Genomic DNA, 14,347 nt, shown 5'->3' on the forward strand with positions numbered 1-14,347 from the left:
GTGTGACTCGGACTCGAACCTCGCTGCGCCGTGCCTCCGCACTCGCCGTAGTCGGGGCCCTGCTCCTCGGAGCGGGCGGAGCCGCGGTCTGGGAGAGCGGACGCGCTGAAACCGTCCACGGCGCCACGGCGCTGGGCGTGAAGTTCGGCGGCGTGAGCCGTGACGAGGCGATCAACCGGCTGCGCCCGGCGGCGCAGCAGGCAGCCACCGAGCAGGTCACGCTGCGCACGCCGAAGGGGTCGGTGCGGTTCAGCCCGGAACAGCTGGGCCTGACGATGGATGTCGAGGGCACCGTCGATCAGGCCATCCGCGACCGAAATCCGGGTCGTGACCTGATCGGGTACGTCAAGCAGCGGCACGTGCACCCCGCCGCGAACATCGACCGCGGTACGTTCGACGCCGCGCTCACGAAGTCGACGCCCGCGCTCACTTCGGCCGCGGGCGATGGCGCGGTGGTCTTCAAGGACGGCAAGCCGGTTCCCGTGCTGCCCAAGCCCGGCGACAAGATCAACTTCGATGAGGCGGCGAAGGCGGTGCTCGAAGCCTGGCCGGACACCACCGACATCGGTGTCCCCACCGAGAACGTGCGCCCCACCGTCTCCGAGCAGATGGTCCGGTCGGTGGCCTCCGGTGCGGCGGCGCGCGCGGTCGCCTCACCCGTCGCACTGCGCAAAGACGGCGCACCCAATGCCGACCCGACTACTGTCGGCCGGCTCAGCGGTGACGACATCGGGACGTTCCTATCGTTCCAGCCCGACGGCGAGGGGCAGCTCAAGCCCACGGTCGACCGTGATGCCGCGCGCAAGGTTCTCGGTACGCGCCTCGAGTCGGCGGTGTCCAAGCCGAAGGACGCGTCCTTCTCGCTGTCCGGAGGGGCGCCGACGATCACCGCGGCGGTACCCGGCAGCGAGGTGGTCTGGGATCCGACCATCGACGCGGTCGCCAAGGCCGTCAACCAGCGCGACGACGCGAACCGCGAAGCCACCGCGCAGTTCAAGACCGTAGAACCGAAGATCACCACCAAACGCGCGAACGAACTCGGCGTCAAGGAGGTGGTGAGCGAGTTCTCCACCGGTGGCTTCAGTGATGCCTCCGGTGTGAACATCCGGCGGGTCGCACAGCAGGTCAACGGTGCGGTGATCCTGCCGGGAGAGACCTTCTCGCTCAACGGGTACACCGGGCCCCGCGGTACCGCGCAGGGATACGTGGAATCGGGCATCATCAACAACGGCCGCCCCGATAAGGCCGTCGGCGGCGGTATCTCACAGTTCGCGACCACGCTGTACAACGCCGCGTACTTCGCCGGGCTCGCCGACGCCGGCCACACCGAGCACAGCTACTACATCTCCCGGTACCCGGAGGCACGCGAGGCCACCGTCTTCGAGGGCTCGATCGACCTGAAGTTCACCAACGACACCCCGTACGGCGTGGTGATCGAGTCGAGCGCCGGCTCGTCGTCGGTGTCGGTGCGGATGTGGAGCACCAAGACCCGGTCGGTCGAGTCCATCAAGGGCGAGCGCAGCGCATCCACCGAACCGTCGACCATCCGTCTGCCGAAGGGCCCGCACTGCGTGGCCAGCACCGGGCAGCCCGGCTTCACCACCAGCAACACCCGGGTGATCACCGATGCCCGGACGGGGAACCTGATCTCGCGGAACACCCGGACCGTGAAGTACGACCCGGTGCCCACCGTCATCTGCGAGTAGCAGCGCGTGTCTGCGCTCGGCATCCGAGCGATGCAGGGTAGGCTCTCGAACAAAGGTTTGAGTGTTCGACGGAGGTGCGCGATGCGGGTGATGGGGGTGGACCCCGGTCTCACGCGGTGCGGCTTCTCCGTGGTCGAGACCGGCTCGGGGCGCAAGGTCGTCGCGCTGGACGTCGACGTGGTGCGCACACCGTCGACGATGCCTCTACCGGAGCGACTCCTGGCCGTATGGACCGCAGCCGAGTTCTGGATGGATACGCACCGGCCCGACGTGATCGCCGTGGAACGCGTTTTCGCGCAGCACAACGTCTCCACCGCCATGGGGACAGCGCAGGCCGGCGGCGTGGTCGCCCTCGCCGCCGCCCGACGCGGTATCGATGTGCACTTCCACACCCCGTCGGAGGTCAAGGCTGCCGTCACCGGCAATGGCAACGCGGGCAAGGCGCAGGTGACGGCCATGATCACCAAAATCCTCGGGCTCCAGAAGGCGCCCGAACCCGCCGACGCCGCCGACGCCCTCGCGCTGGCCGTGTGTCACAGCTGGCGCGCCCCGATGATCGCGCGGATGGCGGAGGCGGAACGCCGCGCCGAGGCGCAGAAGAAGGTGTTCGAGCAGCGGCTCGCGGCGCAACGCCGCGCGAGCGGCACACGAAGTGCGAGCGGCACACGAAGTGCGAGCGGCACACGAAGTGCGGGCGCCAGCCGCACGATGACGGGAGGAGCGCGATGATCGCGTCGCTGCGCGGCGAGGTACGGCATATCGGGCTCGATCACGTGGTGGTCGAGTGCGCCGGCGTGGGCTACAAGGTACTGGTGGCGCCTGCCACCGCGGGTGCGCTCACCCGCGGTTCCGAAGGCTCGTTGCTGACGTCGATGGTGGTGCGCGAGGACTCGATGACTCTGTACGGTTTCACCGACTCGCCGCAGCAGGAACTGTTCCACCTGCTGCAGACGGTGCAGGGAGTGGGGCCACGGCTCGCCATGGCGGCGATCGCCGTCCTCGAGCCCGCACAGATGCAGTCCGCGATCGCCTCGGGCGATATCAAGACCCTGTGTCTGATTCCCGGTATCGGGAAGCGCGTCGCCGAGCGGATCCACATCGAGCTCAAGGACAAAGTGGCGGCGCCGAGCACCTCGGTGGGCCAGGCAGGCACGTCCAACGCCCCGTCGGGCGGGACCGCACAGCAACTGCTCGACGCCTTGGAGGGCCTCGGCTTCACCCCGAAGCAGGCCGAACCGGCCGTCGCCGCTGCGGTCGAGGCGGGACCGGACAAGCCGGTCTCCGAACTGCTGCGCGATGCACTGAAGTCTCTGGGGCGCGGCTGACGTGCAGTACGACGACGAGGTGGGGAGCGAGTACGACGAGGACGAGGTCTCCGGCCTGATGGGGCCGTCGGCACTGTCCGGCGACGATTCCGACTCGCTGCGCCCGAAATCGCTCGACGAGTTCATCGGGCAGCCCAAGGTCCGTGAGCAATTGCAACTGGTCTTGCACGGCGCGCGCAAGCGTGGCGGAACCCCCGATCACATCCTGCTGTCCGGTCCGCCCGGGCTGGGCAAGACCAGCCTCGCAATGATCATCGCCGCCGAACTCGGTACCGCTCTCCGCGTCACCTCCGGTCCGGCGCTGGAGCGCGCCGGCGATCTTGCGGCCATGCTGTCGAACCTGGTCGAGGGCGATGTGCTGTTCATCGACGAGATCCACCGGATGGCCCGCCCGGCTGAGGAGATGTTGTACCTCGCGATGGAGGACTTCCGGGTGGATGTGGTGGTGGGCAAGGGGCCCGGCGCCACCTCCATCCCGCTCGACGTGGCGCCGTTCACCCTGGTGGGCGCCACCACACGGTCCGGCTCGCTCACCGGGCCGCTGCGCGACCGATTCGGCTTCACCGCGCATATGGACTTCTACGACACGGCCGACCTGATCCAGGTGATCGAGCGCAGTGCGAAGATCCTCGGCATCGAGATCGTGCGCGAGGCGGCCGCCGAGATAGGCAGTCGCTCCCGCGGCACCCCGCGCATCGCGAACCGCCTGCTGCGCCGGGTGCGCGATTTCGCCGATGTGCGCGCCGACGGCATCGTCACGGTCGATGTGGCACGCGGTGCGCTGAAGGTCTACGACGTCGACGAGCTCGGCCTCGATCGCCTGGACCGCGCGGTGCTCGGTGCTCTGATCCGCAGCTTCGGTGGCGGACCGGTGGGGGTCTCGACCCTCGCGGTCGCAGTGGGCGAGGAGCCCGGCACCGTCGAAGAGGTGTGCGAGCCCTTCCTCGTGCGGGCCGGGATGCTCGCCCGGACTCCGCGCGGCCGCGTCGCGACGATGGCGGCCTGGCACCACCTCGGGCTGGAGCCGCCCGCGGGTGCGCTCGCATCCGGAATCGAGGTGCGCGGTGACTTCGACGCGGACGAGCGACTGTTCTAGCCGGAAGCCTGCGATGTCCGGGTGGGTCTGCTAGACCCGAGGAGTGGAGCAGGTCCGGGATCGGCTGCGCGGCCGTGTCGCGGTGGTCGCGGGGGCCACGCGCGGCGCGGGCCGCGGGATCGCCGCCGGTCTGGCGGAACAAGGAGCCACTGTCGTGTGCACCGGCCGCAGCAGCCGCTCGGGTGACTCCAGGATCGTCTCCGATTATCCGCGTCCCGAGACGATCGAGGAGACCGCTGAACTCGTGGATGCTCTCGGCGGTATCGGTGTCGCCGTCCAGGTCGACCATCTCGACCCTGAGCAGGTATCCCGTCTCGCCGATCGCCTCCGATCCGACTACGGTCGGATCGACCTCCTGGTCAACGACATCTGGGGCGGTGAACTGCTCAAGGGAGCGCCGGCCACGTGGAACACTCCGCTGTGGCGCCAGGACCTCGACGCCGGGCTGCGCCTCCTCCACCTCGCCGTCGATACCCACCTCATCACCGCGCACTTCTTGAGCCCGCTGCTGATCGGCCATCCCGGCGGGCTGATCGTCGAAATAACCGATGGAACAGCAGAATTCAATGCCGCTACCTACCGGATATCGGTGTTCTACGATCTCGCCAAGGCCTCGATCAACCGGCTGGCCTTCTCCCAGGGCCACGAGCTCGCCGACCACCGCGCGGCCGCCGTCGCCGTCACTCCCGGATGGCTGCGCTCGGAGATGATGCTCGATGCCTACGGCGTCACCGAGGACGACTGGCGCGCCGCGCTGACCGTGCGTCCCGGGTATCCGACGGCGCCGCCGGGCTTCGCCTACTCCGAGTCGCCCCGCTACGTCGGCCGCGGGATCGCAGCGCTCGCCGCGGATCCCGAGCGCGATCGATGGAACCAGCGGTCACTGAGTTCAGCGGCACTCGCGGACGCCTATGGCATTACCGACATCGACGGCACCCGGCCCGATAGTTGGGCCGGGCGCCGCGACTGATCACCGCGTGGGGGCGGTGAGGTCGTAGACCGTGACCCCGTCAACGGTGCGCGACGAGAACGTCGTCTCCACCCACGACCGGATCTGCGATGCGGTGCCGGAGCCGCCGAATCCGCCGAAGCCACTGCCCGATTCGGCGAGGAAGTAGTGGATCCGGCCGTCCCGCACGTACTGCTGGAACCGGTCGAGCGTGGGGGAGGGGTCGGTGCCGTTGAAGCCGCCGACCGGCATCACGGGCCTCGCCGTCGCCAATTGGTAGCCGGCGGCGGCGTTCGCGCCGACTGTCGCGGCCACCCAGGTGTATCGGTCCGCGTCCGCGAGCAGCAACGCGGTCACCTTCGGTCCTGCGGTGCTGCCCTGCAAGAACGATGTTCCGCCACCCGATCTGTCCATCCGGCCACGACCACGGCCCGGTCCGAAACCGTGCCCGCTCGATGGCCCCGCCGAGACGATGGCGCCCTGCCGTGGTGACGCGATCGTCTCCGCGGTGAACGCCACCTGACCGGCAAGAGCGGCGAACAGTGCGGTGACGGCGATCGTCGCCGTGAGTCGCCGTGTCCGACCTATTGCGGGCGCTGCCGTGGCAAGGATCGCGACCGCCGAAACGAGGGCGGCCGCCGCGATCGCCCAGCGCAGCCACGGATTCCAGTTCGGGGTCTGATCGAGGACGTACCAGCCGGTCGCGCCGGTCGCGGCGACGGCGAGGGCGCCGACTACCCGCACCCATGTCCGGTCGCGCTCGCGCCAGGCCACGGTCGTGCCGATCGCGACCAGCGCCGCGATCGCCGGCGCGAGTGCCACCGTGTAGTACGGGTGGAAGATGCCGGCCATGAAACTGAAGGTGACCCCGGTAACGAGCAGCCAGCCGCCCCAGGCGATCACGGCAGCCCGGTCGCCGTCGGTGCGCGGAGCGCTCCGACGCAGGACCAGCACCAGGACAAAGGCGATCAACGCGGCGGGGAGCAGCCAGGCGATCTGCCCGGCCTGCGCGGGTGCAAACATGCGCAAGGCCCCGGCGTCACCGAACATGCCGCCGCCGTGGCGATCCGGCATCTCGATCCCGGGCGGCAGCTCGAAACCCGCGGGTACCTCCATCCCGCTGCGGCCGGGGCCCACGCTGCCCTTCTCGTCGCCGTTGAGCCGGCCGAGCCCGTTGTATCCGAGTGTGAGTTCCAGGATGGAATTGTTCTGCGAGCCACCGATCCATGGCCGCGACGCTGCGGGCCACAGCTCGACGGTCAGCAGCCACCAGCCGGCCGCGACGATCATCGAGGTGCCCGCGGCGAACAACTGGGCGATGCGGACACCGATCTTCGGCGGTCCCGCGACCAGGTATGTCAGCGCCAGCCCGGGGACGATGAGCATCACGGCGAGCTGCTTGGTCAGGAACCCGACACCCACGAAGGCACCGCACACGATGAGCCACCGCCACCGGCCGTCCTCGACGGCCCGTAGCATCGCCCACGTCGCGGCGATCATGAGGAGAACGAGCAGCGCATCGGGATTGTTGAATCGGAACATCATGGCCGCCACCGGCGTGACTGCCAGGATCAGCCCGGCGAGCAGGCCCGCCACGGCGCCGAACCGGCGGCGCACCGTGGCGTACAGGAGAGCGACCGCGGCGACCCCCAGGAGCGCTTGCGGAACCAGCATCGCCCAGGAGTTCACACCGAAGATCCGTGTCGAGAGTTCCATCACCCACAGTGATGCGGGCGGTTTGTCGACGGTGATCGAGTTGGCGCCGTCGGAACTGCCGAAGAACAGGGCCTTCCAGCTCACCGTTCCGGCCTGCACCGCTGCCGAGTAGAACGCATTCGCCCATCCGGCCCGCCCCAGCCCCCAGACGTACGCGATCGCCGTCCCCGCCAGGAGAACGGCGATCGCGCCCCGTTCCTGTAGCCGCGTCACGGGGCGGCCCCGGGGGACCGGAAGATCAGCCGCATGCCCACGAAGCGCAGCACCGTCGCCACCAGATTCGCGATCACCAGCACCGCGAGCTGCAGCTCCCGGGATGCTGCGGGCGCCGCCGTCGCCAGCAGTGCCAGACTTCCGGCGGTGAGTGCCCACGTGACGAGGAAGACCACCAGGCCCTGCGTGTGGTGCCGCATCGCGCCGCGCCGGCCTCGCACACCGAAGGTGAATGCGCGGTTCGCGGCGATGTTGCCCACGGCGGTGATGAGGAGCGCTGCGAAGTTCGCGGCCTGTGCGCCGATCGCCGAGTGCAGCGCCAGATACAGCACTGCGTAGGCCACCGTGCTCGCCAAACCGACGACCGCGAACCGGGCGAGCTGACCGATCATCCCGTGCGGCACGCCGGCGATCCGGGGTTCGTCGCGTCCGACCGCACGACGTACGTCGTCGAGTGGCAGCCGCCCGGCCGCCAGCGCCCGACCCACACGGGCCATGCCTCGCAGATCTTTGGCCACGGTATCGACGATGTCGACCCGGCTGTCCGGATCGTCGGTCCAATCGACCGGGACCTCGTGGATGCGCAGTCCGGCGCGCTCCGCCAGCACCAGTAGTTCGGTGTCGAAGAACCATTCACCGTCCTCCACCAGGGGTAGCAACTCCCGCGCGACGTCGGTGCGGATCGCCTTGAATCCGCACTGGGCGTCGGAGAAGCGCACGCGCAGCGCGGTGTGCAACAGCACGTTGTAGCCGCGGGAGATGAATTCCCGCTTGGGGCCCCGTCGCACTCGGGCACCACGGCCCAGCCGGGTGCCGATCGCGAGGTCGCTGTGTCCGGAGATGAGGGGAGCGACCAACGGGAGCAGGGCGTTGAGGTCAGTGGACAGGTCGACGTCCATGTACACGAGCACCTGCGCATCGGACTCCGACCACACTCGGCGCAGCGCCCGGCCACGGCCTTTCGCGTCCAGGTGCACCACGCGGACTCCGTCGATGGCGCTCGCCAGGGAGTGGGACACGCGCAGGGTTTCGTCGGTGCTCGCATTGTCGGCGATGGTGATGCGCGCAGGGACCCGCAGGGTGTCGGTGAGGTAGGCGTGCAAGGTCTCCACGCAGTGGGCGATGGTGTGCGCCTCGTTGTACACGGGGATCACGATGTCGAGGACGGGGGCGGCGGGCGATGCCGCATGTCGGGATTCGGCCGCGGCCAAGCGCGTACCGTCGGGTGCGGTCTCGGTTGTCATGCCGCTGAGCTTTCAGCGCCCCGCTGCCGTGACCCTGCGGGCACTCTGTGGGGTCGCTGGGAGACGCCCACCCGAGATCTGTCGGTGGCAGCGCCTAGCCTCGGAGACAACAGAGACGAGGGGACGCGATGTCGGAGCAGGACCATGCCGTGCTGAGCGGTGCGCGCGCCCAGCGGGCCCGCGCGGTGATCGAGGCGCTCGCCGGGCCCGGTGCCGCGCTCCGTGCCGACCAGGAGACCGCCGTCGCATCACTGCTCGAACCGGCTGCACGGGTGCTCGTGGTGCAGGCCACCGGATGGGGCAAGTCGGCGGTGTACTGGGTAGCCACCGCGCTGCGGCGCGCGGAAGGAGCCGGTCCCGCCCTGATCGTGTCACCACTGCTGTCCCTCATGCGCGATCAGGTCGCCGCTGCCGAGCGAGCCGGACTGCGTGCCGCCACGCTCAACTCGTCGAACTTCGAGGAGTGGGGCGCCATCGAAGCGCGGCTCGCGGCCGGCGAGATCGACGTACTCCTCGTTTCACCCGAGCGCCTGGCCAATCCGTCGTTCGGACGCCGCGTCCTGGCGGCGCTTGAGGGGAAGCTCGGGCTCCTCGTGATCGACGAGGCGCACGCCGTCTCCGACTGGGGCCACGACTTCCGCCCGGACTATCGGCGCGTGTCGGACGTGCTGACGCGGCTGCACCCGGCGACCCCGGTTCTCGCTACCACCGCGACCGCGAATGCCCGCGTCACCGCCGACGTCGCGGCGCAGTTGGGCGACGCCACACTGGTGTTGCGCGGCCCGCTCGCCCGGCGCTCCCTGCAACTGAACGTGCTCCCCACACTGGCCCCGATCACTCGCTACGCGTGGGTCGCCCGGCACCTGCCCGATCTCCCCGGATCGGGAATCGTGTACGCGCTCACCGTGTCCGACGCCGAACGCCTCGTCGACGGGATCCGGGCGGTGCACGGCGCCGACTACCCGGTGGCCGCCTACACCGGAAAGCTGGACCCGGACACCCGGGAGCGCCTCGAAGATGCGCTGCGCGCCAACGAGATCAAGGCGCTCATCGCGACATCGGCGCTCGGGATGGGCTTCGACAAGCCCGATCTCGGTTTCGTGGTGCACGTGGGCTCGCCGCCGTCGCCCGTGTCGTACTACCAGCAGGTCGGTCGTGCCGGGCGCGCCATCGACCACGCCGTCGTCGCGCTGCTCCCGTCCGAGTCGGATGCCGGCGTGTGGGACTACTTCGCGACCGCCACGATTCCAGATCCCGAGCAGATGGCGACGGTGCTCACCGCTCTCGGGGACGACGAGACGGGCGAGGGCCTCTCGGCCATCGCGCTCGAAGCGGGCACCGGACTGCGGCGTACCCGGATCGACCTCATGCTCAAGCAGCTCGCCGTCGACGGTGCCGTCGAGCGCGTCGAGGGGGGATACCGGCTGACCGGAGCGAACTGGCATTACGACGGCGCGCATTACGACGGCATCGTGGCCACCCGGCGCCGCGAGGCCGACATCATGCGCGCCTACACCCGTGGTGAACGCTGTCTCATGCAGTTGCTCACCGAGTCGCTCGACGACCCCGAAGCCGCGCCCTGCGGCCGCTGCTCCGTCTGCCTCGGCCACGTCCCCGACGGATTGGGGCAGGAGCCGCCACCCGAGACCGCCCGGCTGGTCGGCGGCGCCCTGCGTGCGCAGAGCCAGGTGCTCGATCCGCGAAAAATGTGGCCCGGCGGAGTATCGGGTCGCAAGGGACGCATCGCCCCCGATGTCGCCGCCGAACCCGGCCGGGTGATCGTGTTCGCCGACGCGCCCGAATGGACCGGCACGATTGCCGCAGCCCGGTCGGGCGATTCCCACGCCGTGTCCGACCTCGCGGACGCCGCCGTCGCCACCTTGTCCCGCTGGCGTCAGCAGTGGCGCGCCCGCCCCGACGTGGTGGTGTCGCTGCAGGTCACTGATCGGTCTCAGCCGGTGGAGCCGGTCGCCGACCGTATCGCCGAGATCGGCAGGCTGGATCGGATCACATTGCCCGTACCGCGCGGCCCGGCCCCCGGCCGTGATGCGTCCGGCGCCCAGGAGGCCGCGCACTGGCTCGACACGATCACGGTCGACGATGCCTCCGCCTCGGCGGTCCGTGCTCGCGCGGTGCTGCTCGTCGTGGACTCCACGTCCACCGGGTGGGCCGTCACGATCGCAGCGGCCCGGTTGCGCGAGGCCGGTGCCGCATGCGTGCTGCCGCTGGTCCTGCACCGTCCGGCCTGATCCGAACCACGCTCGGCCAGGGGGAACGGCCCGCGTTCTGTGCGCTGTGGAACACTGGACGGTCGAGTGCTGCCCGCGACCCGGGCGGCTGCCCCGCGGAGCGACCCCGCGCCCCGATGATCGAAGGAGATCGACGATGGAACTCGTGCTGCCCCTGCTGCTCGTAATGATGCTCGGCTTCATGTTCTTCAGCTTCCGCAAGCAGAAGAAGCAGATGAACGAGACGCTGCAGATGCAGGAGAACCTCGGCGTCGGCACCGAGGTCATGACCTCCACCGGCCTCTACGGCACCGTCGTGGGGCTCGGCGATGACACCATCGAGCTGGAGATCGCCCCCGGTATCACCACCACCTGGGTGCGTCGCGCCGTCGCCAAGGTGATCACGCCGGAGGAGCTGGACGCTCCCGACATCGAGTCGATCCCCGACGCCGACACCACCCCCGAGGTCGAGAACGACAAGCGTCCCGAGGACCGCTGAACCGTACCGACCCCTGACGCTCGGCCCGGGGGCCGAGCACTCCATCCACGTCGAGGAGCAGTAACTACCCGTGGCCAAGACCTCATCGAGCCGTGACGGAAGCGGAGATCCGTGGAAGCCACTCGCGTTCTTCGGCGTGCTGCTCATCGCCGTGTTCGGCCTGATCTTCTTCACCGGCGACAAGAAGCCCGAGCCCAAGCTGGGCATCGACCTGCAGGGCGGGACCTCGGTCACCCTGCAGGCCACGCGACCTGACGGCACCGTGCCCGACTCCAACTCACCGGAGCTGGAGCAGGCCCGCGACATCATCAACCAGCGCGTGAACGGCCTGGGTGTCGCCGGATCCGAGGTGAAGATCAACGGCAGCAACCTGGTGATCACCGTGCCCGGCGAGGACGGCGACCAGGCCCGCACACTGGGCCAGACCGCCCGCCTGCTGGTGCGCCCGGTACTCAGCGCGGTGCCGGCGACGCCGCAACCGAATGCCCCGGCGCCCGATCTCACCAATCCCGATACCGCGAAGAAGGCCCTGCTCGACGCGAAGGCGGCCCGGCAGTCCACCGATCCGGCGGCTCAGCAGAAGGCGGCCTCGCAGCTCAACTGCGATGCCACCGATCCGCTCGCGGGTAACGACGATCCGAAGCTGCCGCTGGTCACCTGCGGCAAGCTCGAGAACGACCCGAAGAACCCGCAGCCGCGGATGGTGTACACGCTGGCCCCGTCGATCATCGACGGCCAGTCGATCAAGAACGCCAGTTCGGGCATTCCCCAGAACCAGGCGCAGTACGTGGTCACGCTGGAGTTCACGGGCGACGCCGCCAAGGCGTGGGCCGACTACACCTCGAACAATCGCGGGAAGCAGGCCGCCTTCGTCCTCGACTCGCAGGTGATCACCGCGCCGCAGATCAACGAGCCGATCACCGGTGGTCAGACACAGATCTCCGGCAGCTTCAACCAGCAGTCCGCCGCCGACCTCGCGAACGTGCTGAAGTACGGCTCGCTGCCGCTGTCGTTCAAGGCCGGCACCGCGCAGACGGTGAGCGCTACGCTCGGGTTCGACTCGCTGCGCGCCGGCGTCATCGCCGGCCTCATCGGACTGGTTCTGGTGCTGATCTACGCGCTCGCCTACTACCGTGCGCTCGGCGTGCTGGTGGCGTTGTCGCTGGTGCTGTCCATCGCGCTGCTGTACGGACTGCTGGTATTGCTCGGACGGTGGATCGGCTACTCGCTCGACCTGTCCGGTATCGCCGGCATCATCATCGGTATCGGCATGACCGCCGACTCCTTCGTCGTCTACTTCGAACGCATTAAGGACGAGATCCGCGACGGGCGCAGTTTCCGCTCCGCCGTCCCGCGCGGCTGGGCCAGCGCCCGCCGCACGATCTGGACCGGCAACGCGGTGTCCCTGCTCTCCGCCGTGGTTCTGTACATCCTCGCCGTCGGTGATGTCCGCGGATTCGCGTTCACCCTCGGCCTGTCCACCGTCCTCGATGTGGTGATCGTGTTCCTGGTGACGCATCCCCTGGTGGTGCTGGCCTCCCGCACCGACTTCTTCGCCAAGCCGTCGATGAACGGGCTCGGTGCGGTCGCAGCGATCGGTCGCGAGCGGCGCCGCGCGGTAGCGAACACGGGTGCCACGGCCAAGGACGCGAGTACCGGCTCGAACGCAGGGGAGACGAAGGCATGAGCGACACCACGACTCAGGTCTCCGAGCAGGAGAAGAAGGCCGGATTCTTCACCAAGCTCTACACGGGCACCGGTGCCTTCGACATCATCGGACGCCGCAACCGCTACTACATCGCCACCGGCATCATCATCGTGATCGCGATCCTCGGCATCCTGATCCCGGGCTTCAAGCTGAGCATCGACTTCGAGGGCGGTACCCAGGTGTCGTTCCCGGTCGGCAGTGCGCAAGCCGATACCGCGAAGGCTCGCGAGGTGGTGCAGTCCGCGACCGGTATCGCACCGTCTGCCGTGCAGACCGCCGGATCCGGTGCCTCCCAGACGTACCAGATCTCGACCTCCGAGCTCAGTGCGGACCAGATCACCAAGGCCCGCGCCGCGCTCTTCGAGCAGTTCCAGCCCCCGGGCCGCGACGGCAAGCCCTCCGCGAACACCATCAGCTTCTCAGCGGTGAGTTCGACGTGGGGCGGACAGATCACCCAGCGCGCGCTGCTCGGTCTCATCGTGTTCCTGGTGCTGGTGACGATCTACATCGCGGTCCGCTTCCGGGAGTTGGAGATGGCGCTCGCCGCACTGGCATCGCTGTTCTTCGACGTGATCGTCACCGCCGGCGTCTATGCCTGGTCGGGGTTCGAGGTCAGTCCCGCAACGGTGATCGGCCTGCTCACCATCCTGGGCTTCTCGCTCTACGACACGGTGGTCGTCTTCGACAAGGTCGAGGAGAACGTGCGCGGCGTACTGCACACCAACCGGAGGACCTACGCCGAACAGGCCAACCTCGCTGTGAATCAGACTCTGATGCGGTCGATCAACACCACGGTCATCTCGGCGCTGCCGATCGTGGCGCTGATGGTGGTCGCCGCATGGATCCTGGGCGTGGGCACCCTGATGGACCTCGGCCTGGTCCAGTTGGTCGGTGTGGTCGTCGGTACGTACTCGTCGGTGTTCTTCGCGTCGCCGCTGTTGGTGACACTCAAGGAGCGCAAGCCCGAGTACAAGGCGCACACCCAGAAGGTGCTCAACAAGCGCCGGGCCGTGGGCGTCGAGGCGGAGTCCGCTGTGGTGCAGACCGCACAGCGGCTCTCCCGTCCGCCGGTGCGCAAGCGCGACCGCCGTCGTGGCTGACGAAGCCAGCGCGGCCGTCGCCGCGCATACCCGGCACGTGGCCGACTTCCCGGAGCCCGGCGTGGTCTTCGCCGACCTGACACCGGTCTTCGCCGACGGTGCCGCCCTTGCTGCCGTGATCGACGCGCTCGCCGAATCGGGCCGTGATCCGGCGGGCGCGGTCGCCGTCGACCTGGTGGCGGGCCTGGATGCCCGGGGGTTCCTGCTCGGCTCCGGCGTGGCGCTGCGACTCGGTGTCGGCGTTCTCGCGGTGCGCAAGGCGGGCAAGTTGCCACCGCCGGTGTTGCGCGAGGAGTACACACTCGAATACGGCTGCGCGGCATTGGAGATCCCGGCCGAGGGGATCGACCTGCGGGGCCGCCGAGTCCTGGTGGTCGACGACGTGCTCGCCACCGGCGGCACCGTCACCGGCGCGGTGGCGCTGCTGCGCCGCGCCGGGGCACAGGTGCAGCGGGTCTCCGTCGTGCTGGAGCTCGAAGCGCTCGGTGGACGTTCGCGGCTGGCGGAAATGCCGGGTGGTCCCGTCGAAGTCTCGGCGATCTCGGTAGGCTGAATCCCTAGCC

12 protein-coding genes are annotated in these 14,347 nt (G+C 69.1%); 10 read left to right on the plus strand and 2 right to left on the minus strand.

Annotation, left to right across the window (positions count from 1 at the left end):
* Positions 1–2 precede the first annotated feature (2 nt).
* The 5 genes from TPAU_RS09680 to TPAU_RS09700 all read left to right on the plus strand — a co-directional run bounded on the left by TPAU_RS09680 (position 3) and on the right by TPAU_RS09700 (position 5,097).
* On the plus strand, positions 3–1,706 hold the full coding sequence (locus TPAU_RS09680) for a VanW family protein (protein ID WP_013126569.1): 1,704 nt from the start codon (positions 3–5) through the stop codon (positions 1,704–1,706).
* An 81-nt stretch (positions 1,707–1,787) separates the two neighbouring features.
* Entirely contained in the window at positions 1,788–2,435 is a 648-nt protein-coding gene (ruvC, locus tag TPAU_RS09685; protein WP_013126570.1) for a crossover junction endodeoxyribonuclease RuvC, read from the plus strand.
* Positions 2,432–3,031 (plus strand): Holliday junction branch migration protein RuvA, encoded by a 600-nt coding sequence (gene ruvA, locus TPAU_RS09690; RefSeq protein ID WP_013126571.1) that lies wholly within the window; start codon positions 2,432–2,434, stop codon positions 3,029–3,031. The genes ruvC and ruvA overlap by 4 nt, the downstream gene beginning before the upstream one ends.
* A gap of 58 nt (positions 3,032–3,089) precedes the next feature.
* Complete coding sequence (gene ruvB, locus TPAU_RS09695) at positions 3,090–4,127, plus strand: Holliday junction branch migration DNA helicase RuvB (protein WP_049825975.1); 1,038 nt, start codon at positions 3,090–3,092, stop codon at positions 4,125–4,127.
* A 43-nt stretch (positions 4,128–4,170) separates the two neighbouring features.
* Positions 4,171–5,097 (plus strand): SDR family oxidoreductase, encoded by a 927-nt coding sequence (locus tag TPAU_RS09700; protein ID WP_013126573.1) that lies wholly within the window; start codon positions 4,171–4,173, stop codon positions 5,095–5,097.
* Here TPAU_RS09700 and TPAU_RS09705 read toward each other — a convergent pair whose 3' ends face one another.
* Together TPAU_RS09705 and TPAU_RS09710 are read right to left on the minus strand one after the other, a co-directional pair.
* On the minus strand, positions 5,098–7,005 hold the full coding sequence (locus TPAU_RS09705; RefSeq protein ID WP_013126574.1) for a glycosyltransferase family 39 protein: 1,908 nt from the start codon (positions 7,003–7,005) through the stop codon (positions 5,098–5,100). It abuts the gene before it with no gap.
* The gene (locus TPAU_RS09710) at positions 7,002–8,249 is read right to left on the minus strand and encodes a bifunctional glycosyltransferase family 2/GtrA family protein (protein WP_013126575.1); all 1,248 of its coding nucleotides are present in this window, start codon (positions 8,247–8,249) and stop codon (positions 7,002–7,004) included. The genes TPAU_RS09705 and TPAU_RS09710 overlap by 4 nt, the downstream gene beginning before the upstream one ends.
* A 128-nt stretch (positions 8,250–8,377) precedes the next feature.
* Here TPAU_RS09710 and TPAU_RS09715 point away from each other — a divergent pair, with 128 nt between their 5' ends.
* The 5 genes from TPAU_RS09715 to TPAU_RS09735 all read left to right on the plus strand — a co-directional run bounded on the left by TPAU_RS09715 (position 8,378) and on the right by TPAU_RS09735 (position 14,337).
* Complete coding sequence (locus TPAU_RS09715; protein ID WP_013126576.1) at positions 8,378–10,498, plus strand: RecQ family ATP-dependent DNA helicase; 2,121 nt, start codon at positions 8,378–8,380, stop codon at positions 10,496–10,498.
* 136 nt (positions 10,499–10,634) lie between these two features.
* Entirely contained in the window at positions 10,635–10,976 is a 342-nt protein-coding gene (gene yajC, locus TPAU_RS09720) for a preprotein translocase subunit YajC (RefSeq protein WP_013126577.1), read from the plus strand.
* A gap of 70 nt (positions 10,977–11,046) precedes the next feature.
* Complete coding sequence (secD, locus tag TPAU_RS09725) at positions 11,047–12,663, plus strand: protein translocase subunit SecD (protein ID WP_013126578.1); 1,617 nt, start codon at positions 11,047–11,049, stop codon at positions 12,661–12,663.
* Positions 12,660–13,784, plus strand: coding sequence for a protein translocase subunit SecF (gene secF, locus TPAU_RS09730; protein ID WP_013126579.1), 1,125 nt, complete (start codon positions 12,660–12,662; stop codon positions 13,782–13,784). Before secD ends, secF begins: the two co-directional genes overlap by 4 nt.
* Positions 13,777–14,337 carry an adenine phosphoribosyltransferase gene (locus tag TPAU_RS09735; protein WP_013126580.1) on the plus strand — a complete coding sequence of 187 codons (561 nt, stop codon included), beginning with the start codon at positions 13,777–13,779 and terminating at the stop codon, positions 14,335–14,337. Before secF ends, TPAU_RS09735 begins: the two co-directional genes overlap by 8 nt.
* Positions 14,338–14,347 lie beyond the last annotated feature (10 nt).

It is taken from the genome of Tsukamurella paurometabola DSM 20162 (assembly GCF_000092225.1).
Classification (GTDB): domain Bacteria; phylum Actinomycetota; class Actinomycetes; order Mycobacteriales; family Mycobacteriaceae; genus Tsukamurella; species Tsukamurella paurometabola.